The sequence below is a fragment of the Cobetia sp. genome (assembly GCF_983723665.1).
In genome coordinates this window covers 21976-42565 of sequence record NZ_CFDJES010000007.1, presented here as the reverse complement: position 1 = coordinate 42565, position 20590 = coordinate 21976, and the positions used below count along the sequence as shown (strand labels likewise).

Here is a 20590-nt window from a genome sequence, read left to right as displayed (position 1 = left end):
GAGGCGGAAGCGACCAGCCTGACGCTGACCGATGGCCGGACAGTCACCGCGGCGCTGGTGGTCGCGGCGGATGGTGCGCGCTCACGGCTGCGCGAGCTGGCCGGGATCGCCACGCGGGAACACGACACCGGCCAGGTCGCGCTGGTGGCCACGGTGCGCACCGAACTCGCGCATCAGGCCGTCGCGCGTCAGCGCTTCCTGCCGACCGGGCCGCTGGCCTTCCTGCCACTGGCCGTCAATGACGCCCTGGCTCAGCCGGCCGAGGGAGCCTCGGCCGCAGAACGGCATTGCTCCATCGTGTGGTCGACCACGCCAGAGGAGGCCGAGCGGCTGCTGGCACTGTCACCGGCGGCATTCTGTAGTGAGCTGGAAGACGCCTTTGAAGGTCAGCTCGGCGCCATCGAATGGGCGAGTGAGCGCTTCAGTTTCCCGCTGCATCAGCGCCACGCCGAAGACTATGTGCTGCCGGGGCTGGCGCTGGTAGGGGATGCTGCGCATGCCATTCACCCGCTGGCAGGCCAGGGCGTCAATCTGGGTTTGATGGACGTGGCGGTGTTGGCAGACGAGCTGCTGGCAGGACATCGCCGCGGGGTGGCGCTTGGCGACGAGCGCTGGCTGGCGCGCTATCGCCGCCGGCGTCGCAGCGACAATGCCATGATGCTCAAGATGATGGATGGCTTCCGGCTGTTGTTCGGCAGTCGTCAGCCGGGCGTGCGGCTGCTGCGCAACTTCGGGCTTGGTTTCGTCGACGGCCAGGGCGAGTTGAAGCGTATCCTGATGCGTCAGGCGATGGGGCAGCGGGGTGAGTTGCCCGCCAGCTGCAAGCCGTAACAAGAGTGAAGGTGGTGTAATTCCTGCGCCATCGGGTATGTGAGCGCCTACTATCATCGCTTGGGCACAGGTGGTCACAGGATGGCCGACCGCTGCCACACATGCCACTGCATGTTTCTATACAAGTGCGTATGTCATGCCCCCTGCAACGACAAGGCCCCGCCAGATGGCGGGGCCTTGTCGTTGTGGCCTGATGATCTGGCGATCATGGCGTGATGCTTACTCGTCGCTTGTGGGCACGGTGGCCTTGAGCGCCGCGCTGCGCCCCAGCACGTTCATGCCCTTGAGCAGATTGAGCGCCTCACCCAGCTGATAGTCGCTTTCCGCCACTACCGGGCTGTCGGGTGCCTTGCTGCTGGCGGATTCGCTGGCGGCGTTGGCATTGTCGAGGCGCCCGTCGAGGTCTGCCTCGCGCACGCTGAAGTCACGTCGCGTGTCGCGCTCGAGACGGCCTCGCACGACCTCGACATCCGGGCGAATGCCCTCGGCCTGGATCGAACGTCCGCTGGGCGTGAAGTAGAGCGCGGTGGTCAGCTTGAGCCCATCGCCATTGCCCAGCGGCATCACCGTCTGGACCGAGCCCTTGCCGAAGCTGTCGGTGCCCATGATGATGGCGCGGTGTTGATCCTGCAGCGCGCCGGACACGATTTCCGCGGCCGAGGCCGTGCCGCCATTGATCAGCACCACCAGCGGGGTGTCGCCCGCCGGGGTATCGGGCTTGGCCGAGAAAGACAGCTCGCTGTCGGGCAGGCGGCCTTCGGTGTAGACGATGCGGCCGCTGGACAGGAACAGGTCACTGATCTCGACGGCGGCCGAGAGAAGCCCGCCGGGGTTGTTGCGCAGATCCAGCACCAGCCCCTTGAGCGGCTCGCCATCGTTGTCTTCCCGCAGCCTGGCCAGCGCCGTGTGGGCCTCGTCACCGGTCGCGCTCTGGAACTGGCTGATGCGCAGATAGCCATAGCCCGGGTCCAGCAGGCGCTGACTGACGCTGCTGCTCTTGATGATGGCCCGCTCCAGCACCACTTCGCGCGGCATGTCGGCGCCCTCGGACAGAATCAGCAGCCGAATGCGTGAGCCTGCCTCACCGCGCATCAACTTGACCGACTCCGACATCGACAGGCCGTCCAGCGGCGTATTGTCGATCTTGAGGATGACGTCTCGCGGCTGCAGGCCCGCGCGCGCCGCCGGGGTGTCGTCGATGGGGGCGATGACGGTCAGCTGGCCATCGTCGCCGGTGCCGACCTCGATACCGATGCCGCCAAACTCGCCATCGGTATTCTCGCGCAGGTCCTGCCAGTCTTCCTGATCCAGATAGGCGGAGTGCGGGTCCAGCCCTTCGAGCATGCCGCGCATGGCATTCTTGAGCAGCGTGCGGTCATCGACCTGATCGACGTAGGTGCGCTTGATGCGCTCGAAGACCTCGGCGAAGGTGCGCAGCTCATCCAGCGGCAGGTCCGTGCCCTGACGGGCATCCTGAGCGCTGTCGGCCGGTGAGGTGACATCTTCTGCACTGGCCGGCAGTCCGCCACCCAGCAGGGCAAGGCTCAGCGGCACGCTGACCGCCAGCTGACGCAGGCGGCGCGGGGCAGGACGGAACGGCGACATTGCAGACATGCGATTTCCTTCTCGACGGATACTGACTCGACTGGTACCGAAATGCGCTGAGCGCCGGGGCCGGATGTCGAGGCATGGCAGGGGGGAACACCGCCCAGCATGCTCGCAGTCACAGGCTACTGCGAGCATATCCCGCGCGAGTGCCTGGCGACTAGCCCGCTGGCTAGCGGTGGCATTCAGCGCTGGCTGACAATCAGACGATGCGTGAGGTGCCGCTGCCAGGCACTTCAGCGGCGCGAGAGCCAGCGACTCGGGTCTGTCGGCTGACCGCTGCGGCGCACTTCGAAATAGAGCGCCGGGCCATCACGCCCGCCGCTGCTGCCGACACTGCCCAGCTGCTGGCCGCGTGACAGGCTGTCGCCCGGGCCTACGCTGAAGCTTGCCAGGTGGGCGTAGAGCGTCAGCACGTTGTCACCGTGATCGAGTATCAGCAGGTTGCCATAGCCGCGCATCCAGTCCGCGAAGACCACGCGACCGGCGTGCGGCGCCGTGACGGCGGTACCCTGCGTCGCGCGAATCAGCACGCCATCACGGTTGACGCCCTCGCCACGTCCATAGGCGGAGATCACCTTGCCCGGCGCCGGCCAATCCATCTTGCCCATCGCACGCGTGATGCGGGTCCTGGGGGGCGGCGCGCTCTTGATCGACTTGAGGCGCTTCTCGAGGGTCTGGATCAGCTGATTGGCATGCGCGCGGTCCTGGTCCAGTTCGGCGATCTTCGCCTCATGGCTGGCATAGCGCGCATCCAGCTTGCGCAGCAGGGCGGCGCGTTCATTCTGTTGCGCGATCAGCTGACTGGCCTGCCGCTTGAGTCCTGCCTGTACGTCATCCAGGCGTGTCTGGCGAGCCAGCAGTTGTGCGCGGGTGTCGGCCAGTGACTGGTTCAGCTCGGCCAGGCGCTCCAGCGCCGCACGCCGTGATTCGCTCAGATGGTTCAGATAGACCTGCAGGCGCTCAAGACGTGCGGGATCATCCTGGTTGAGCAGCAATTTCAGTTCAGGCTGACGACCGAGGCGATAGAGGGCGGCCATCTCTTCGGCCACTGCCGCCTTCTGGGCCGTCTGCTGCTGACTGAGGGCTTCACGCTTGCGCGTCAGTGCCACCAGCTGCTGCTTGATGTCATCGCGCTCATCCTCGAGCTTGCCGGTCTGCTGGCGCGTGGCGTTGAGCTGGCGCTCGATCTTCTCCAGCCCGTTGCGCGTGTCGCTGCGCCGCGCTGCCGTGGCCTTGAGCTCGCCCTGCATCGCCTGGATCTCGCGCTTGAGGCGCTTGAGGTCTTCCTGGGAGGCCTGCTTCTTCTGGGTCAGGGTGGCGGTGTCGTCAGCGGCCTGCGCGGTGGTCGACACCACGGGGCCGAGTGCCAGCGGGGCGAGACTCAGCAGCCAGGCAGACAGCACAACGCCGGAGACTCGGCTCCGGCGCTTGAAGATTCGGGGGCGGTCGCCCAGCCCGAGCGGCTTGCTCGGGCTGGGCGAGAGGCACGACGCACCGAAGGGTGCGCCATGCAGCCTGCTATCAGGCCTCGGCATAATCGACCAGCACCTTGCCATCCATCTCTTCCGGCACCGACTGGCCCATCATGGTCAGCAGGGTCGGGGCGAGATCGCACAGACGCCCGTCGGCGGCCAGCTTGGCATCGCGCTGCGTCACGTAGATCAGCGGCACCTCGAAGGTGGTGTGCGCGGTCTGCGGATTGCCGGTTTCCGGGTGCACCATCTGCTCGGCGTTGCCGTGGTCGGCGGTGATCAGGCATTCGCCTCCGACCTTCTCGAGCGCCTCGACCACGCGTGCCACGCACTTGTCGAGGAACTCGACGGCCTGGACGGCGGCATCGAACTTGCCGGTGTGGCCGACCATGTCGCCGTTGGCGTAGTTGCAGACGATGAGGTCGTAGCCGCCGGACTCGATGGCTTCCACCAGCTTGTCGGTGACTTCGCCGGCGCTCATTTCCGGCTTCTCGTCGTAGGTCTTCACGTCCTGCGGGGACGGCACGAGGATGCGCGTCTCGCCGGGGTATTCCTCTTCACGGCCACCGGAGAAGAAGAAGGTGACGTGTGCGTACTTCTCGGTCTCGGCGATGCGCAGCTGGGTCAGGCCACGGTCGGACACGACCTCGCCCAGGGTGTTGTGCAGCTCGGACGGCGGGAAGGCTGCCGGCGCCGGGATGTCGGCGGCGTACTGGGTCATCATCACCAGGCCGTCGTGGGCCAGCTTGGGCGGTGTGCGCTCGAAGCCTGCGAAGTCCGGCTCGACGAAGGCGCGGGTCAGCTCGCGGGCACGGTCGGCGCGGAAGTTCATGAAGATGGCCGCATCGCCTTCCTGCATGGCGACGGAATCGCCGATGCGGGTGGCGGTGACGAATTCATCGGTCTCATCGCGCTCGTAGGCGGCAGCCAGACCGGCGACACCGGTGGCGGCTTCATGCTCGGCTTCGCCGTTGGCGATCAGGCGGTAGGCCTGCTCGACGCGGTCCCAGCGGTTGTCGCGGTCCAGTGCGAAGTAGCGACCGACCAGCGTGGCGACACGGCCGTCTTCCAGGCCCAGGCCCGCGAGGTGCTCATCGGCACGCGCGATGGAGGCCTCGGCGCTCTTGGGCGCGGTGTCGCGGCCATCGGTGATGGCGTGGATATAGATGCGCTTGGCGCCCCGCTCGGCGGCCAGGTCGGCCATGGCCAGGGTGTGGTCTTCGTGGGAGTGGACACCGCCCGGAGATAGCAGGCCGATCAGGTGCACGGCACGCCCGGCCTTGACGGCGGCATCGATGGGCGCGGTCAGGATGTCATTGTCCTTGAGGGCATTCTCACGCACCGCCTTGGTGATGCGCGTGAAGTCCTGATAGACGATGCGACCGGCACCGAGGTTCATGTGGCCGACTTCGGAGTTGCCCATCTGGCCGTCCGGCAGGCCGACGAAGCCACCATCGGTGTGAATCAGTTCGCTGGGATATTCACGACGCAGGCGGTCCATCACCGGCGTGTCGGCGGCGAGGATGGCGTTGTCCTTCTCCTCTTCGCTGTGACCGTAGCCGTCCAGAATGATTAGGGCGACGGGACGCGGACCTTGTGCTTGAGCTGCCATGACTTCCTCGCTGTGATGACGAATGATCTGGGGTGAGCAGGGGCCGGGATGACAGGATGATGTTCGACGGGCGACGCATCATGCAGCTGTCATGTCCTGCGGCCATGCTGTGGCGCATCCGTGGGGCAGAACCCTCGGCGGAAACGACATGTAGTGATAAAACTACCTGCTCGTTCTGCCCTCTATTAGAGGGGTGGTAAGGTGCCGAGTGCAAGTGCCGCAAGTGTATCGCCGGGATTGGGTTGCGCTATCGGTGGATCGCCCCGGCCCGGCTGAGCTGACAGCAGCCGGCGCATCGCCCGGCTACGCCTTTTTGATGCCATGCAGCGGCATTCATGCTTGGGCCTGTCATGTATAATGCTGGCTCCGTTACCTCAGGTAGCGGTCTATTTCCTTTGCCGCGTACGCGTCGGCATGCACGTCACAGCGGAGTTAGCCCGTCTCATGATCGAACAGCTGCTTCAGTTCGCGCAGAATCATCCCTTGCTGGTCGGCGCCTTCGTCGCCCTGCTGGTCGCCCTCATTGTCATGGAAACCATGCGTGGCAACCACGGCGTCAGCGTCAGCGAGGCCACGCGACTGGTCAATCGCGAAGAGGGTGTCTTCATCGACATCCGCGACAGCAAGGAATTCAAGGCCGGTCATATCGCCGGTGCCGTCAACGTTCCCAGCAGTCAGCTGACCAGCGAGACCACTCCGCTGGCCAAGTACAAGGAACGCCCGGTGATCATCGTCTGCAAGCATGGCCAGACGGCGGGACCGCTGGTGGCGCGCCTCGAGAAGGATGGCTTCAAGCAGGCCGTCAAGCTCAAGGGCGGCATGGGCCAGTGGGAAGCCGACAGCCTGCCGGTCGTGACTCGCTGAGTCGCAGACTCGCACGTCGCGTGTCTACCAGCTGTCATTGCCCCGCTGGCTGGGCAAGTTTGCGGGTCTGCTGGAGGCCGGCTCGCAACCAAGAATAAATCTCCGAACCCTCAAGGATATGTCTCATGGCTGAAGAACAGAACGCACAGGCTGCAGCAGGCGCAGAACAGGCTCAGGATCAGCTCCAGTTTGCCCTGCAGCGCATCTACGTGAAGGACGTGTCCTTCGAAGCCCCGAATTCTCCGGCGGTCTTCTCCCAGCCGTTCCAGCCGAAGGTCGCGCTGGAGCTGGATACCGAGCACCAGCAGGTCGGTGAGGAGCTGTTCGAAGTCTCCATCAAGGTCACCGCACAGGTCACCAATGGCGAAGACAAGACCACTGCCTTCCTGGCGGAAGTCGAGCAGGCTGGCCTGTTCCGTATCGCTGGCCTGTCTGCCGAGCAGCTGGACCACACCCTGGGCGCCTTCTGCCCGAACGTGCTGTTCCCGTATGCGCGTGAAGCCATCGACAACCTGGTCAACCGTGGCAGCTTCCCTCCGCTGATGCTGGCTCCGGTCAACTTCGAGGCCATGTACGCGCAGCGCAAGCAGCGTGAAGCCCAGGGCGCCGCCGAGGCGACCGCTCACTGATCAGTGAGCCGGCCTTGATTGGCCACATGACAGGTACGACCAGCGACGGGCCCCAGTGGCCCGTCGCTGCGTTTTTGGGCGACAATGACCGCCGCCTTGCCTGCGATGCTGCATCGACTCATCGCGGTTCACTTTCATTGCTTCTCTGTCCGCGAGACCCCGTCCATGGCCATCCGTCTGTACTGCCCCGATCTTGATCTCAATGTCAGCGCCGGGGCGTCCTTCGCGCTCCCCGAGGGGCCTGCACGCCACCTCGGGCTGGTGCTGCGTGCCAAGGTCGGCAGTGAGGCGCAGCTGTTCGATGGCCGTGGGCAGGAGGTGCGCGTGCTGCTGGAGGAGGTGACCCGCAAGGGCGTCAGCGTGCAGGTGATCGAGGCGGTGCCCAATGACCGCGAGGCGCCGCTGGCGGTGCATCTGGGGCAGGCGATCTCCAAGGGCGATCGCATGGATTACGCCATCCAGAAGGCCTGTGAGATGGGCGTGGCTGCCATCACGCCACTCTACACCGCGCGTGGCGACGTCAAGCTCAAGGGCGAGCGCGCCGACAAGAAGCTGGCGCACTGGCAGGGCGTGGCGGCCAGCGCCTGCGAGCAGTGCGGAAGAAGCGTCGTGCCGGTCGTGCATGCCCCGGTGGCGATGACGCAGTGGCTGTCCGAGCGTGATGAGCCGCTGCGCCTGATTCTGCAGCCGGGCGGTGCCGAGGCGCTGAACGTGGCCGAGGCCGAGGGCGGCGTGACCCGTGCCAGCCTGCTGATCGGCCCGGAAGGCGGCTTCACGCAGGAAGAGGTGGCAGAAGCGGCCGCAGCCGGTTGTGAAGTGCTCGGCCTGGGGCCGCGTATCCTGCGCACCGAGACGGCGCCGGTGGTGGCGCTGACCTTGCTGCAGCAGCGATTTGGTGACCTGCCGCGCTGATCTCCCGTCATCTGGCACCCGGGCGGAATTGTTGATCTGCCGGCAACACAGCGTGAGCCGGCAAGGGCGTTTCGCCAGTGGTGAGCAGCACGGCGCTGCTGCATACTTGTCCCATCGCTCCCGCGCCATGGTGTCATGTCGCGACGGGAGTCTCCGTTATCCCCGCTGCCGGCCGCGTGCCGGGCTGGCAGTGTCGTCACAAGGTTGCCTCAATGACTGCTCGCAAGCTCAAGATCGGCGTGGTGATGGACCCGATGTCCAGCGTCGCCTACAAGAAGGACACCACTCTGGCCATGTTGTGGGCCGCCAGCCAGCGTGGCTGGTCGCTGCACTATCTCGAGCAGGAAGACCTCTATCTCGAGAATGGTCGCGCCATGGGCCGGATGCGTGATCTGGAGGTCTACCACGACCCGGACAACTTCTATCAGCTGGGCGAGGTCGTCGCGACTCCGCTGGCCGAGCTTGACGTGATCCTGATGCGCAAGGATCCGCCCGTCGACGAACACTTCCTGAATGCCGTTCACCTGCTGGGCTTTGCCGAGCGGGAAGGCGTGCTGGTGGTCAATCCGACGGCCGCGCTGCAGACCTGCAACGAGAAGCTCTTCGCTCAGCAGTTCCCGCAGTGCATCCCGCCGACCACCGTGTCGGCCAACGACAAGGTGCTGCGCGCCTTCCACGCCGAGCATGGCAACGTGATCTTCAAGCCGCTGGATGGCATGGGTGGCAGTGGCATCTTCCACGTCGCCGAAGATGGCCGCAATCTCGGCTCGGTGATCGAGCAGCTGACGCTGCGGGGCACCCGTCAGATCATGGCCCAGCGTTATGTGCCGGAAATCAGTGCCGGCGATACGCGCATTCTGCTGGTGGATGGCGAGCCGGTGCCGTTCGGCCTGGCGCGCATTCCCAGCGCCGGCGAGACGCGCGGCAACCTGGCGGCTGGCGGACGTGGCGAATCGCGTGAGCTGACCGACCGCGATTACTGGCTGATCGAGCAGGTCAAGCCGGTGGTGAAATCATTGGGGCTGATGTTCGTCGGCCTGGACGTGATCGGCGACTACATCACCGAGATCAACGTCACCAGCCCGACCTGCGTACGCGAGATCGATACCCAGCGCGGCACTGATATCGCCGGTCTGTTGATGGATGCCATCGAAGCGCGTCTGGCGGCGCAGACGCCCGCCTGATCAACGTCGCGGTGAGGTCGGCACCAGTTGGCTGACCCGCAATGGATTCGCAGTAAACGGCAAGGAAGCCGAAGCTGCCAATGAGGTTCCGTGGACAGGGAGTGGGGTATGGCAGCACCCGTCGAATGGTGGGCAGGCAATCATAGCGTCACCGACCCGATCACCTATGTACCGGTGACGCGGGTGCATCGCCGTGTGGTGGCATGGGGCGCGGCACTGGCCGTCCATGCCGTCATCGGCTGGTGGTTGCTGGGCAGCGGCCTGCTGACGCCGCCCGAGGTGCCGCCGATGCCAAAGCCGGTGATGCTCGATGTGACGCTGGTCAGTCAGGCCAGCACCACTGCCGTCGACTCGCAGGTGGTGGCCGAGCAGGACCAGCAGGCCAGTGGCAGCGGGCGCGAGGCAGCGGTGCAGGCCGGGCCAACCAACCAGGCGCCCCCACAGCCGGGTGAGCAGAGTGCGTCCGAGGCCAGCGAGCCGGCCGTGGCAGAAGCCCTGGCCCCGGCCACGCAGGCACTGGTACTGCCGGAGCGCATCCCCGAGGTGATCGCGACCCAGCAGGCGTCGTCACAGCAGGTGACGCGTTCCGAACTGCTGCCGGATACGCCGGACAATGAACAGCAGGCCAGCGAGCAGGACGTTCAGCGAATCCAGGCCTCCGGCCAGTCGCGTGAGGTGGTGGGTGACACCGCCTCACGCAAGGCGGCGCGTGCCTCGGCCCGCGCGCGCTATATCAATGACTGGACCGGCACGGTGCAGGCATTCGGCAATCAGCACTATCCGGCGCCTGCTCATCTGAGCGGCGAGCTGCGGATTCGCGCCGTCGTGCTGCCCAGCGGTCAGCTTGAGTTCGCGGAAGTGTTACAATCCTCGGGACATGCTGAACTCGACCAGGCGGCTCTGGATACGGTCTACGGCGCGGCTCCTTATGCGCCCTTTGATGAAAGTCTCAAGGGGATGAGCCAGCTGACCATCACCCGCATCTGGCGATTCGGCCCCGGCAACGATTCTGGCGCGCCCTGACGCCTCGGGAGGACCATGCAAAGTCTGCGAGACTATTTCCTGCTGGCGATGCCGCATCTCGATGATGACAATTTTTCCGGCTCGCTCAGTTACCTCTGTGATCATGATGACAAGGGCACCCTCGGTGTCATCGTCAACAAGCCGATCAAGCTGACCATGCGCGGTCTGTTCGAGCAGCTCGAGATCGCTGCCGACAGCTGTGAGCGCCTCGATGAGGTGGTCTATTACGGTGGCCCCGTCCACAAGGACCGCGGCTTCATCCTGCATCGCGGCAAGGCCAGCGAGTGGGATTCCAGCCTGCAGGTGACCGACGAGCTGGCGCTGACCACCTCGTTGGACATCCTGAAGGCGATAGCCGGCAACGAAGGCCCTGATGACTTCATGGTGTGCCTCGGCTGCGCTGGCTGGGAGCCGGACCAGCTCACCAACGAGCTGAAGGAAAACAGCTGGCTGATCGTCGAAGGCGACAGCGGCATCCTCTTCGATGCCGACAGCGAGTCCCGTCTCGAAGCGGCTGCCAGCAAGCTGGGCGTCGACATGAATCTGATGTCGCGGGAGATCGGGCATGGCTGAGCGGCAAGTCAGCCGTACGGCGCTGGCGTTCGATTTCGGCACGCGCCGCATCGGTGTCGCGGTGGGCACCGAGATGCTCGGCACCGCGACGCCCCTGGTGCCGCTGCATGTGCGGGACGGCATTCCGGACTGGAATGTCGTCAATCGCCTGATCGAGGAATGGCAGCCCGACCTGTTCGTGGTCGGCCTGCCCCTCGAGCTGGACGGCAGCGAGACACTGATGTGCAGCCGAGCCCGCAAGTTCGGCAAGCGCCTGTATGGCCGCTACGGCAAGCCGCTGGAAATGTGGGATGAGCGCGGCTCCACCAAGGCGGCCAAGGGCTTGGCGCGCGAGCGCGGCCACCGCGGCAATTATCGCGATGATGGCGTGGACGGCCTCGCCGCTCAGCTGATTCTCGAGAGCTGGTTTGCAAGCCAGCGAGGCGAGGGCGACCTTGTCGGTTACTGAATACTCCACCCGCTTCCTTTCCGGAAGCGGGTTTTTTTTGTCTGTTTGCCGCCATCCGGCAGGGAAGATAGGAAGCGATATCCATGCAAGAGTCTGAGATGCACGAAGAACATGAGGCACTGCCAGAGGTCGAGGCACTGCTCGAGGCCATGACCGAGGAGCTCGAATTGCTGTTCGAGCGCCGTGAACTCGATCGTGAACGTCTGATTCCGGTCGGCATTCATACCGGCGGTGTCTGGGTCGCCCAGGCACTGCGTGAGCGGCTGGGGCTGGAAGAGCCCCTCGCGACACTGGATATCGGTTTCTGGCGCGACGACTTCGGCCACAAGGGCCTGCCGGATGGCGGCCAGGGGTCACAGCTGCCGGATATCGAGAACCGCGATCTGCTGCTGGTGGACGATGTGCTGATGAGCGGACGTACCGTGCGCGCGGCGCTCAATGAGCTGTTCGACTATGGCCGTCCGCGCCGCGTGCTGCTGGCCTGCCTGGTAGAGCTGCCGGGACGTGAGCTGCCGGTGCAGCCGGACGCCCTGGGCGCCAACCTGGCGCTGGCGCCCGGCAAGCGCATCAAGCTGGAAGGCCCCGACAACCTGCGCCTGACACTGGTCGATACCGGCGAGGTGACGGCATGAACCTGTTTGATCTCTCGCAGGCCAGCGCGGACGTGCGGGCTGCCTCGCCGGCACAGGTCCAGCTGGATGAGCAGGGCCGGCTGCGCCACTTTCTGGATATCGAAGGCCTGCCGCGCAGCGTGTTGACCGAGATTCTCGACACCGCCGATCACTTCCGTGGCATCGGCGATGCCGAGGTCAAGAAGGTGCCGTTGCTGCGCGGACGTACGGTGGCCAACCTGTTCTTCGAGAACTCGACCCGGACGCGTGCCACCTTCGAGCTGGCCGCCAAGCGTCTGTCGGCGGATGTGCTCAATCTGGACATCAAGACCTCGTCGGCCGCCAAGGGCGAGTCGCTGATGGATACCCTGGTCAATCTCGAGGCCATGCAGGCGGATGCCTTCGTGGTGCGTCATGGCGACTCCGGCGCGGCGCACTTCATCGCCAGCCAGATCACGCCGCATGTGGCGATCATCAATGCCGGCGACGGTCGCCATGCGCACCCGACCCAGGCGATGCTCGACATGCTGACCATCCGCCGCCACAAGGGCGAGTTCGCCAATCTGCGCGTCGCGATCGTCGGTGACATCCTGCATTCACGCGTCGCTCGCTCGCAGATTCAGGCGCTCAATACGCTGGGCGCAGCGGAGGTGCGGGTGGTCGCGCCGCAGACGCTGCTGCCCATCGGGGTCGAGACGCTGGGCTGTCAGGTCTTCACTGAACTGGCAGCAGGGCTGAAGGATGTCGATGTCGTCATCATGCTGCGCCTGCAGAAGGAGCGCATGGATGGCGCGCTGCTGCCCTCGGAGTCGGAATACTACCGCCGCTATGGCCTGACCCGCGAAAGCCTGGCACACGCGCACCCTGACGCCGTGGTGATGCATCCGGGGCCGATCAACCGGGGTGTCGAGATCGAATCCGCCGTCGCGGATGGCCCGCGTTCGCTGATACTCGATCAGGTCACCAACGGTATCGCGGTGCGCATGGCGGTGCTGTCGATGGCGGTCTCCGGACAGATGAAGGCGCGCGCCGAGCGCAGGGGTGAACGTTCACGAGGAGCTGGCGCATGAAACGCAGCCTGATCAATGCACGGGTGATCGACCCGACCAACGGCCTCGATGGCCAGTACGACCTCCACCTCGACGGCGGTCGCCTGATCGCGATCGGCGAGGCGCCGGCGGATTTCAGTGCCGAGCAGCGCGATGATCTGGCGGGCAAGCTGGTCACGCCGGCCTTCATCGATCTTGGCGCGCACTTGCGCGACCCGGGTCCGCGCTACAAGGGCAGCCTGGTCAGTGAGTCGGCTGCCGCACTGGCGGGTGGCTACGCGACCATCCTGCCGCGGCCCGACACCAGCCCGGTGCTCGACAGCGCCTCGCATATTCGTACGCTGCTGGACCGTGCGCGTGATGTGGCGGGGGTGCGTCTTGCGCCGCTGGGGGCACTGACGCAGGGACTGGACGGTGATCTGCTCGCCAATATGGCCGCGCTCAAGTCCGCAGGCTGCGTGGCACTGACCAACCTGCGCCAGCCAATACGCGATCTCGGCGTACTGCGCCGTTGTCTGGAGTACGCGCGGACCTTTGATATCACCGTCGTGTTCCAGGCCCAGGAGGCCGCCTTGGCTGGGCAGGGCTGCGCCCATGAGGGCGCCATTGCCTCACGTCTCGGATTGGCCGGCATTCCGGAATCTGCCGAAACGGTCGCCCTGACCCAGTGGCTGCTGTTGATCGAGCAGACCGGTGTACGGGCGCATGTGTCACTGCTCTCCAGTGCACGGGCCGTGGAGCTGGTACGTGATGCCAAGGCCAGAGGGCTGGATATCAGCGCGGATGTGTCGATGGCGCAACTGCACTGGACCGATGAGCAGCTGGAAGGCTTCAACGCCAATTTCCATCTGGAGCCGCCACTGCGCAGCGCGGCAGACCGGGATGCGCTGCGGGCAGGTGTGGTCGATGGCACCATCGACGCCATCGTCAGTGATCATCTGCCCCATGAAGCCGCAGCCAAGAGCGCGCCCTTCGCGGTATCCGAGCCCGGCATGACCAGCCTGGAAACCATGCTGCCGCTGGGGCTGGCGCTGGTGGAGGCCGAGCTGCTCAGCCTGCCTCGCCTGATCGAGACATTGACGTTCAGTGCCAGACGCTTCGGACTCAAGGGCGGCATGCTGGAAGTGGGCGAGTACTGTGATCTGGCGGTTATCGATATGGAACAGGAGTGGCGTGTCTCAAGCGAGACGCTGGTCAGTGCCGGCCATAACACGCCGCTGCTTGGCATGCTGTTGAACGGTCGCGTCGAAGAAGTGCTGCTGGGTGATTCCTGCTACGCCTAAGCAGTGTTTCACGTGGAACATGATGCTTGAGATATTTGGCTAAAGCGCGCCAACAGACTGATAGCCAAGCGATTTTTTGAATGACGTATGGAGAGAATTGGCTGCTTTTTCGTAAAGCAGCCAATTTCTTTACCAGCCTATGCCGCAGACTGACATCGCTGGGCTGCGCTCTTTGCTGCCGGCAGATGTTTCACGTGGAACAATGGCTTCAGGAGCGATTTGCGAGAGCCCATTGGCCACAGCGCCTTAAAGCGGCTGTGGCAATAGCGAGCAAGGCGGCTGGCCAGGCTGATCTGGCATGTAGAAAAAGAGATCTGAACAACAAGGAGAGAAAACCATGCCGATGATTCGTGCGGAATTTCTGACTGGCAAGACACAGGAACAGAAGCGGGAGCTGGTGGAGGCGTTGACGCGCGAGACGGCTCGCGTATTGGGCGTGCGTGAGCAGTCTGTCTGGGTGGTGCTGCAGGAAGTGGAGCCGGAAAACTGGGCCGTCGCTGGCACGCCATTGTCAGAGCGCTAAGAGAAGAAGTTTCAACTGGGCACTTGTTCTCAACTATCTGATTCAGACGGTGTTTTACGAGGAATCAAGATGTTCCACGTGAAACACGCCCCTGGTCTTGGCCCGGCATTGCCAGTGTATGGAAAACCGGCTGAGGCATGACAGAGGCATTAAAGAGGGGAGTGGGACGCAGGGCACGGCGAGCAACGCGCCTGGTAATCCGGAACAAAAAAACGCCGCAGCCATTTCTGGCTGCGGCGTTTTCATTTGCCTGCCCTCTGCTCCACGGCCATGAAGCAGAGCACGGACTCAGTTCTCGAAATCAGCTTCCGAGTAGAGGGTCCGGATACGCAGGGTATGGTCGACGGTCTTGAGCGCTTCGAGCGCTTTCTTGCCGTAGGCCTTGTCGACATCGATGACCACATAGCCGACCGTGTTGTTGGTCTGCAGGTACTGGCCAGAGATGTTGATGCCTTCCTCGGACAGCACCTGGTTGATGCGTGACAGCACGCCCGGGACGTTGTCGTGGATATGCAGCAGACGGTGCTTTTCCGGGTGCGCCGGCAGGGCGACTTCCGGGAAGTTGACCGAGCCGATGGTGGTGCCGTTGTCGGAGTAGGTCACCAGCTTCTCGGCGACTTCGACACCGATGTTTTCCTGGGCTTCCATGGTGGAGCCACCGACGTGCGGCGTCAGGATGACATTGTCGAACTCGCGCAGCGGAGACACGAACTCTTCGCCGTTGCCTTTCGGCTCTACCGGGAAGACGTCGATGGCGGCGCCCAGCAGCTTGCCGCTGGAGAGGGCTTCGGCCAGGTCTTCGATGACGACGGTGGTGCCGCGTGCCGCATTGATGAAGACGCTGTTCTGCTTCATCAGCGCGAACTGCTGCTTGCCCATCATCCACTTGGTGGAGGGGATTTCCGGCACATGCAGGGTGACGATGTCAGCGCGCGCCAGCAGCTCTTCCAGGCTTGCCACCTGACGGGCATTGCCCATGCCGAGCTTGGTGACGGCATCGTAGTAGATGACGTCCAAGCCCAGGGATTCGCTGAGCACGGACAGCTGGGAGCCGATGCTGCCGTAGCCCACGATGCCCAGCGTCTTGCCGCGGACTTCATGGCTGTTCTTGGCGGATTTCATCCACTGGCCACGATGTGCCTTGGCGCTCTTCTCCGGCACGCCGCGCATCAGCATGATGGCTTCGGCCAGTACCAGCTCGGCGACCGAGCGAGTGTTGGAGTAGGGCGCGTTGAACACGGGAATGCCGCGCTTCAGTGCGGCTTCCAGGTCGACCTGGTTGGTGCCGATGCAGAAGCAGCCGATGGCGGTGAGCTTCTCGGCAGCGGAGATCACGCGCTCGTTGAGCTGAGTGCGGGAACGAATGCCGATGAAGTGCACATCGCGGATCTTCTCGATCAGTTCTTCCTCGGCCAGCGAGGTCTGAAGCAGTTCGATGTTGGTGTAACCCGCGTTGAGGAAATTATCCACGGCGGATTGGTGGACACCCTCGAGCAATAGAATCTTGATCTTGCTCTTGTCCAGGGACGTCTTGGCCATTGTCGGATCAACCCTCTCGCCGGTCATGCCGGCGTTTCTGTTCGTTTGGTCTTTTTCATGACCTGCTGGCGTGTCACACCTCAAGAAAATGCCAGAGAAACAGCGGGGCGTGCTGTCAACAGGGGAGCAAAGAATATCACAGCCGACGGGGCCTCCGGATGAAATGTCCGCGTGCCGGGCATGAAAAATTCACAGCACAGCCGTTTGATGTGACTCTTCCTCCGTGCGCAGGGGGTGGGCAGCGTCGTGAAGCCCTTCGGGTTATACTGGCGCTCCACACAGAGACACCGGGCCCGCCCGGTCGGATGAGCGAGAGCACCCATGGCCGAAAAGGAAGTGCCACAGGATTTCGCCGCCACCCTGGCCCGTCTTGAAGGGTTGGTGACGCGGCTCGAGGCTGGCGACATGTCGCTGGAAGCGTCACTGGGCGCTTTTGAAGAGGGCGTGGGACTGGCGCGTGAGGCGCAGCAGCGGCTCGACAGCGCCGAGTTGCGCCTGCAGGCATTGGTGGAAGGCCCGGAGGGAGCGCTGACGCCCACGGCGTTTACGGCGCCCGATGCCGCAGGCAGCATGGCGGGTGAAGCGGACGAGGAGAAGGACTGGTGATGTCAGGTGGATTGAATACGCAAGTCACGCCGACAGCATCGCAGGCCAGCGAGCTGATTCGCTCTGGACAGGCGCGCAGTGAGGCCGTGCTTGAGGCGTTGTTGACTCCCGGCAGTGCGGCGGTGAGTGAGCGTCTCGAGGACGCCATGCGCTACAGCGTGCTGGGTGGCGGCAAGCGTCTGCGCCCCGTGCTGCTGTATGCGGTGGGTCGTGCCCTGGGCTGCGATGAGGAGGCCGCTGACCGCGCTGCGCTGGACGCGGCGGCAGCGGCGCTCGAATTGGTGCATGCCTATTCGCTGGTCCATGATGACCTGCCGGCCATGGACGATGACGACCTGCGGCGTGGCCGTCCCACCGTGCATCGCGCCTTCGATGAGGCGACCGCCATTCTCGCGGGCGATGCCCTGTTGACGCTCTCCTTCGAAGTGATGGCGACGACCGGCCATGTACGGACACCGGCCCTGGTGCGTACCCTGGCCGAGGCCTCCGGGCGGCGCGGCATGGTGGCCGGTCAGGCGCTGGACCTCGAGGCGGTCGGCCAGTTCCGCGAGGTAGAGGCGCTGTCACGCATGCATGCCTACAAGACCGGCGCGCTGATTCGCGCCGCGGTCCGTCTGGGCGGATTGGTGGCAGTCGACGAGCAGGATTCGCGTCTTGCTGCCCTGGAGCGCTACGCTTCGGCTATCGGCCTGGCCTTCCAGATCCAGGATGACATCCTGGACGTGACGGGCGACACCGCAACGCTTGGCAAGACGGCCGGTGCTGACGCTGCGCGCGACAAGCCGACCTATCCCTCGCTGCTTGGACTCGAAGGTGCTCAAGAGCGAGCAGGTCAGCTACTGCAAGAGGCCCTGGATGCCCTGGCACCGTTGGGAGAGGCCGCAGAGCCACTCGCGGTGCTGGCGCGCTACATGATCGAGCGAGACCACTGATTCCTGACGCCTATGAAGCTGTTTGACGAGATACCTCAGGCGCGCCCCGCGACGCCACTGCTCGATGCGGTCGAGACACCTCAAGCGCTGCGCGCCATGAGCGCGGCACAGCTGCGCCAATTGGCTGACGAACTGCGCGCCTACCTGCTTTACAGCGTCGGCTGTACCGGCGGGCACTTCGGTGCCGGGCTCGGTGTGGTCGAGCTGACCGTGGCCCTCCACCATGCGCTGGAAACGCCCCATGACCGTCTGGTGTGGGACGTGGGTCATCAGGCCTATCCGCACAAGATTCTGACCGGCCGTCGTGAAGCCATGTACAGCATGCGCCAGTACAACGGCCTGTCTGCCTTCCCCAAGCGTGCCGAGAGCGAGTTCGACACCTTCGGGGTGGGCCATTCCAGCACCTCGATCAGTGCGGCGTTGGGCATGGCGCTCGGCGCCCGCACGGCGGGTGAGTCACGGCGCGCCTGTGCGGTGATCGGCGATGGTGCCCTGACGGCTGGCATGGCGTTCGAGGCACTGGCGCATGCCGGGCACGTGAAGGCCAATATGCTGGTCGTGCTCAATGACAACGAGATGTCGATCTCCGAGAACGTCGGCGGCCTGGCAAGCTATCTGGCACGTATTCTGGCCAGCAAGCCGTATACCCAGATGCGCGCCAACGGCAAGCGACTGCTGTCGCCCTTGCCGGGTGCGCTGGAGCTTGCCAAGCGTACCGAAGAGCACATGAAGGGCTTCATCAGCCCGGCGACGCTGTTCGAGGAGATGGGCTTCAACTACATCGGCCCCATCGACGGCCATGACCTGCCGGCGCTGGTGCAGACGTTGCGCAACATGCGTGATCTGGATGGCCCGCAGTTCCTGCATGTGGTGACGCGCAAGGGCAAGGGCTTCCTGCCGGCGGAGCGTGACCCGATCGGTTATCACGCCATCACCAAGCTCGAGAAGGCCGCGCCTCAGGCAGCCGAGCAGGCGCCTGCCGTCACCGACGCGCCGGCTCCCAAGCCGCAGAAATACTGCAGCGTCTTCGGCAACTGGCTGTGTGACGCCGCCGCCGCGGATGCGCGCGTCATCGGCATCACGCCGGCCATGCGGGAAGGCTCGGATCTGGTGCGCTTCTCGAAGGAATATCCTGATCGCTACTACGATGTCGCCATCGCGGAGCAGCACGCGGTGACAGTGGCAGCGGGCATGGCCTGTGAAGGCATGAAGCCGGTGGTGGCGATCTATTCCACCTTCCTGCAGCGTGGCTATGATCAGCTGATCCACGATGTCGCGGTGCAGAAACTGGACGTGACCTTTGCCATCGATCGTGCCGGTCTGGTCGGTGAAGACGGCCCGACGCATCACGGCAGCCTGGACATGTCATTCCTGCGCTGCGTGCCGGAGCTGGTGCTGATGGCGCCGGCCGATGAAGCCGAGTGCCGTGGCATGCTGAGCGCGGCACTGGCCCACTCCGGGCCTGCCGCAGTGCGCTATCCGCGCGGTACCGGGCCGGGGGTGGCCACCGATGCCGACCTGACGCCAATGGCCATCGGTCAGGGGGAATATCGCCGTCGTATCAGCGGCAGCCCCGAGGTGCGTGTCGCCATCGTCGCCGTGGGCAGCATGAACACGCCGGTGGCCGAGGTCGCCGAGGCGCTGGACGCGACCCACTTCAATCTGCGCTCCATCAAGCCGCTGGACCGTGAGGCATTGCTCGAGATCGCCGCGGAGCACGACCTGGTCGTGACCGTCGAAGAGAATGCCATCGCGGGTGGCGCGGGAGCCGGCGTGGCCGAGCTCTACCTGAACGCGGGACTGGCTCAGCCCATGTTGCTGCTGGGGCTGCCGGATGGCTTCGTCGAGCATGGCAAGCCGGTCGAGCTGCTGCGTGATTGCGGTCTGGATGCCGCCGGCATCCGCGCCAGTATCGAGGCTCGCCTCGGCAGCTGATCCTGGTGACATGCAATACCGAAACGCCTGTGGATGACTCGAGAGTTCGAGTTGTCCACAGGCGTTTTTCGTTGTGTGACTGCCTGCGGCGAGACGGCGAAGGATGCATGGAAACTCCGCGACTTCCCGCCCATGCTGGATGACCATCAAGCCCTCTGCTCAAGCAGCCAGGGCCTGGCTGGCGCGAAAGCCGTCACCTGCGCCAGTCACCACCGCAACGCCACGGAGTGCGCCCGACCATGTTGACTCTCTACAGCTATCCGAATTCCCGCTCGCTGCGGGTCGCCTGGACGCTCGAGGAACTGGGGCTCGATTACCGGATTCATAGTCTGGATCTGAAGGCCGGTGAGGGGCACAGCCCTGAATACCTGGCCATTCATCCCGATGGCAAGGCGCCAGCCCTGGTGGATGGTGAGCTGGCCCTGTTCGAGTCCAGTGCCATCTGTCGCTACCTGGCGGCGCGAGAAGGGCGCCTGCTGCCACAATCGCTGGCCGGGCAGGCACAGATGGATCAATGGCTCAGTTTCCTGACCACCGAGCTTGAGCAGCCGCTGTGGACATTGGCCAAGCACACCTTCGCGCTGCCGGAGGACCAGCGCTGTGATGCCATCAAGCAGACAGCCCAATGGGAATTCCAGCGTGCTCTCAAGGCACTTCAGCGCCGCTTCGATGGCCAGGGCTGGCTGGTGGCCGATGAATTCAGTGTCGCCGATATCTTTCTCGCCCAGACCCTCAGCTGGGCGCAGATGGCCGGGCAACCTCTGCCGGCCGTGCTTGAACAATGGGGCGAAGAGGTGCGAGCGCGTCCTGCCTGCGAGCGGGCCCGCCAGCGCGAGCAACAGGCCGCCGAGGAGCGTCAGCAACACTGAGCCCTGTTGCCGGGAACGTCATCGAACGCCGCCACAGGCCAAGCTGACGGGCTGACCTGTCCTGCATATCCTGTAGTGAAGCCATGA

General features: G+C 64.6%; 20 protein-coding genes. 16 read left to right on the top strand and 4 right to left on the bottom strand.

Annotated elements, in window-relative coordinates:
• The coding region (locus tag AC4FAH_RS01800) for an FAD-dependent monooxygenase (RefSeq protein ID WP_490245583.1) at positions 1 to 831 on the top strand (831 nt) is incomplete at its 5' end.
• A 219-nt stretch (positions 832 to 1050) separates the two neighbouring features.
• Here AC4FAH_RS01800 and AC4FAH_RS01795 read toward each other — a convergent pair.
• From AC4FAH_RS01795 to gpmI, 3 genes are all read right to left on the bottom strand, one after another.
• Positions 1051 to 2436 (bottom strand): S41 family peptidase, encoded by a 1386-nt coding sequence (locus AC4FAH_RS01795; RefSeq protein ID WP_153636739.1) that lies wholly within the window; start codon positions 2434 to 2436, stop codon positions 1051 to 1053.
• Positions 2437 to 2672: 236 nt separating this feature from the next.
• Positions 2673 to 3842: a murein hydrolase activator EnvC family protein gene (locus AC4FAH_RS01790; protein ID WP_172978605.1), complete on the bottom strand. Its 1170-nt coding sequence runs from the start codon at positions 3840 to 3842 to the stop codon at positions 2673 to 2675.
• 118 nt (positions 3843 to 3960) lie between these two features.
• Positions 3961 to 5523: a 2,3-bisphosphoglycerate-independent phosphoglycerate mutase gene (gene gpmI, locus AC4FAH_RS01785; RefSeq protein WP_043331623.1), complete on the bottom strand. Its 1563-nt coding sequence runs from the start codon at positions 5521 to 5523 to the stop codon at positions 3961 to 3963.
• A gap of 444 nt (positions 5524 to 5967) precedes the next feature.
• Between gpmI and AC4FAH_RS01780 the strand changes: the two genes are divergently transcribed.
• From AC4FAH_RS01780 to AC4FAH_RS01730, 11 genes are all read left to right on the top strand, one after another.
• Entirely contained in the window at positions 5968 to 6387 is a 420-nt protein-coding gene (locus AC4FAH_RS01780; RefSeq protein ID WP_043331622.1) for a rhodanese-like domain-containing protein, read from the top strand.
• Between the two features lie 125 nt (positions 6388 to 6512).
• On the top strand, positions 6513 to 7016 hold the full coding sequence (gene secB / locus AC4FAH_RS01775) for a protein-export chaperone SecB (RefSeq protein WP_043331620.1): 504 nt from the start codon (positions 6513 to 6515) through the stop codon (positions 7014 to 7016).
• Between the two features lie 165 nt (positions 7017 to 7181).
• Complete coding sequence (locus AC4FAH_RS01770; protein WP_153635015.1) at positions 7182 to 7928, top strand: 16S rRNA (uracil(1498)-N(3))-methyltransferase; 747 nt, start codon at positions 7182 to 7184, stop codon at positions 7926 to 7928.
• 212 nt (positions 7929 to 8140) lie between these two features.
• Entirely contained in the window at positions 8141 to 9112 is a 972-nt protein-coding gene (gshB, locus tag AC4FAH_RS01765; protein ID WP_043331619.1) for a glutathione synthase, read from the top strand.
• A gap of 108 nt (positions 9113 to 9220) precedes the next feature.
• The gene (locus tag AC4FAH_RS01760) at positions 9221 to 10135 is read left to right on the top strand and encodes an energy transducer TonB (RefSeq protein ID WP_490245582.1); all 915 of its coding nucleotides are present in this window, start codon (positions 9221 to 9223) and stop codon (positions 10133 to 10135) included.
• Between the two features lie 15 nt (positions 10136 to 10150).
• Positions 10151 to 10708: a YqgE/AlgH family protein gene (locus AC4FAH_RS01755; RefSeq protein WP_043331610.1), complete on the top strand. Its 558-nt coding sequence runs from the start codon at positions 10151 to 10153 to the stop codon at positions 10706 to 10708.
• A complete protein-coding gene (gene ruvX / locus AC4FAH_RS01750; protein ID WP_054556397.1) occupies positions 10701 to 11156 on the top strand; it encodes a Holliday junction resolvase RuvX in 456 nt (151 codons plus the stop codon). Before AC4FAH_RS01755 ends, ruvX begins: the two co-directional genes overlap by 8 nt.
• Positions 11157 to 11239: 83 nt before the next feature.
• Positions 11240 to 11788, top strand: a complete 549-nt coding sequence (pyrR, locus tag AC4FAH_RS01745) for a bifunctional pyr operon transcriptional regulator/uracil phosphoribosyltransferase PyrR (RefSeq protein WP_245162881.1) — start codon at positions 11240 to 11242, stop codon at positions 11786 to 11788.
• Positions 11785 to 12837 carry an aspartate carbamoyltransferase catalytic subunit gene (locus AC4FAH_RS01740; protein WP_052384301.1) on the top strand — a complete coding sequence of 351 codons (1053 nt, stop codon included), beginning with the start codon at positions 11785 to 11787 and terminating at the stop codon, positions 12835 to 12837. Before pyrR ends, AC4FAH_RS01740 begins: the two co-directional genes overlap by 4 nt.
• Positions 12834 to 14099 (top strand): dihydroorotase, encoded by a 1266-nt coding sequence (locus AC4FAH_RS01735; protein WP_225347454.1) that lies wholly within the window; start codon positions 12834 to 12836, stop codon positions 14097 to 14099. Before AC4FAH_RS01740 ends, AC4FAH_RS01735 begins: the two co-directional genes overlap by 4 nt.
• A 337-nt stretch (positions 14100 to 14436) precedes the next feature.
• On the top strand, positions 14437 to 14622 hold the full coding sequence (locus AC4FAH_RS01730) for a tautomerase family protein (RefSeq protein WP_043331603.1): 186 nt from the start codon (positions 14437 to 14439) through the stop codon (positions 14620 to 14622).
• 288 nt (positions 14623 to 14910) lie between these two features.
• On the opposite strand, the gene serA is transcribed toward AC4FAH_RS01730, so the two are convergent.
• Positions 14911 to 16161, bottom strand: a complete 1251-nt coding sequence (gene serA / locus AC4FAH_RS01725; protein WP_043331602.1) for a phosphoglycerate dehydrogenase — start codon at positions 16159 to 16161, stop codon at positions 14911 to 14913.
• 321 nt (positions 16162 to 16482) lie between these two features.
• Here serA and xseB point away from each other — a divergent pair, with 321 nt between their 5' ends.
• The 4 genes from xseB (at position 16483) to AC4FAH_RS01705 (ending at position 20503) form a co-directional block, all read left to right on the top strand.
• Positions 16483 to 16767 carry an exodeoxyribonuclease VII small subunit gene (gene xseB / locus AC4FAH_RS01720; RefSeq protein ID WP_225347455.1) on the top strand — a complete coding sequence of 95 codons (285 nt, stop codon included), beginning with the start codon at positions 16483 to 16485 and terminating at the stop codon, positions 16765 to 16767.
• The gene (locus AC4FAH_RS01715; RefSeq protein WP_054556401.1) at positions 16767 to 17699 is read left to right on the top strand and encodes a polyprenyl synthetase family protein; all 933 of its coding nucleotides are present in this window, start codon (positions 16767 to 16769) and stop codon (positions 17697 to 17699) included. Before xseB ends, AC4FAH_RS01715 begins: the two co-directional genes overlap by 1 nt.
• Before the next feature lie 12 nt (positions 17700 to 17711).
• Positions 17712 to 19634, top strand: a complete 1923-nt coding sequence (gene dxs, locus AC4FAH_RS01710) for a 1-deoxy-D-xylulose-5-phosphate synthase (protein WP_225347457.1) — start codon at positions 17712 to 17714, stop codon at positions 19632 to 19634.
• A gap of 239 nt (positions 19635 to 19873) precedes the next feature.
• A complete protein-coding gene (locus AC4FAH_RS01705; RefSeq protein ID WP_192839049.1) occupies positions 19874 to 20503 on the top strand; it encodes a glutathione S-transferase family protein in 630 nt (209 codons plus the stop codon).
• The last annotated feature ends 87 nt before the right edge of the window (positions 20504 to 20590 follow it).